At 38.7% G+C, this 1,757-nt stretch carries 2 protein-coding genes; both read left to right on the forward strand.

Annotated features, from left to right (window positions below; translation table 11 throughout):
• Nucleotides 1–8 precede the first annotated feature (8 nt).
• A complete protein-coding gene (locus FNZ24_RS21570; RefSeq protein WP_194945127.1) occupies nucleotides 9–332 on the forward strand; it encodes a hypothetical protein in 324 nt (107 codons plus the stop codon).
• A gap of 36 nt (nucleotides 333–368) precedes the next feature.
• The coding region (locus FNZ24_RS21405; RefSeq protein WP_153916817.1) for a RecQ family ATP-dependent DNA helicase at nucleotides 369–1,757 on the forward strand (1,389 nt) is incomplete at its 3' end.

Here is a 1,757-nt window from a genome sequence, read left to right on the forward strand (position 1 = left end):
CGCTTAGTATGTTTGATAATAAATTAATTGTGCTATACCGACTTGAACCAGGTTGTTTAGGACCTGACGGTATAGAACACATCGAAACTTTCTGTAACCTTGCGCAACAAACCCTAGCTGCGTTCGATACAGATACTTGCCAATGGTTTCTTGAACCTAGATATAACAAGCAACTAGATGAAATGGCTTATTGTCTCGCCAATAAAATGTTGACCCGTGTGCAAGCAGCTAAATATTTAACTCGCTTTGGCCACGATCTCGAACAGGTCCAAGAAGGTTTCGAAGACAAACTGACCCACTTAATTACTCAATATATTGCTCGTAAGTCGTAAGGATTTCGACTGCGTTCAAATTCAAAAGGCATCTAAATGCTTGAATCAACGACACAAGTTCCTCAAAGTACCGCTTCTTTACCTGCGTTATTAAAACAGCAATTTGGATTCGATCAGTTTCGCGAAGGTCAACAAGCCGTTATTGAACATATTCTTTCAGGCCATTCCTCATTAGCCATTTTCCCTACAGGCTCAGGTAAATCGTTGTGTTACCAATTCAGTGCATTACAGCTGCCTAATGTAACCTTAGTTGTGTCGCCGCTATTAGCTTTGATGAAAGATCAAATCGCGTTTTTACGTAGCAAAGGCATTAACGCCGCCAGTATTGACTCAAGTTTAACCTATGAGCAAAGTCAGCAGGTGATGCGAGATGTTCGTAATGGCGAAACTAAGATATTAATGGTGTCAGTTGAGCGATTTAAGAATGAACGTTTTAGACAGTTCATAAGCTCGATTAGTATTTCATTATTAGTCGTAGATGAAGCTCACTGTATTTCAGAATGGGGTCATAATTTCAGGCCCGATTACTTAAAAATTCCTGTTTATTGTCAGGAGTTTGCCATACCCCAAGTGTTATTGTTAACGGCAACAGCAACTGCGAAAGTAAAACAAGATATGGCGTTGCGTTTTAATATTTTGCCACATCAAGTTGTTCAAACCGGCTTTTATCGTTCGAACCTTGATATCCAGGTATTACCCGTTTTAGAGTCAGAGAAGAATGCCACATTGGTCAATAATGTCAGTCAATTTACTGGAGCGGGCATTATCTATGTGACATTACAAAAAACTGCTGAAGATGTGGCGCATTATTTATCTAGCCAAGGCATTCAAGCTACGGCTTATCATGCAGGGCTTGAATCAGATAAGCGTAACTTGATTCAAAATCAATTTATGGCAGGAGAGATTAATGTCATTGTAGCCACCATTGCTTTTGGTATGGGAATTGATAAAAGTAATATTCGATTCGTTATTCATTACGACTTACCCAAATCCATTGAAAACTATAGTCAAGAAATCGGACGAGCAGGGCGTGATAATGCTTTATCTCACTGTATAACCTTAGCGAATAAAGATGGCCTAAATACCATTGAAAACTTTGTTTATGGTGATACACCGGAGCCCAGTGCTATTAGCAAACTGGTTCAACATATTACTAATGAAATTGATAATGGCCGCTGGGAGATGCAAGAGTCTGCTATCTCCACAAGCTGTAATATTAAATTATTACCGCTAAAAACCTTATTGGTTCAGCTTGAGCTCGCTCAGGTGGTTAAACCTAGCTTTGCTTATTTTGCTGAGTTTAAATATCAGTTCATTGTTGATAAGCAACAAGTATTAGCAAACTTTGATGAGCAGCGGCAGTTGTTTCTAAATCAAATTTTTGAACACACACAATTTAAGAAAATTTGGGGACAACTCAATTTT

This window comes from Shewanella sp. TC10 (assembly GCF_009663145.1).
GTDB lineage: Bacteria > Pseudomonadota > Gammaproteobacteria > Enterobacterales > Shewanellaceae > Shewanella.

What these genes read in the sequence shown, in the direction of transcription:
- FNZ24_RS21570 (WP_194945127.1), top strand. Translation starts at nt 9, where the DNA reads ATGTTTGATAATAAATTAATTGTGCTATACCGACTTGAACCAGGTTGT.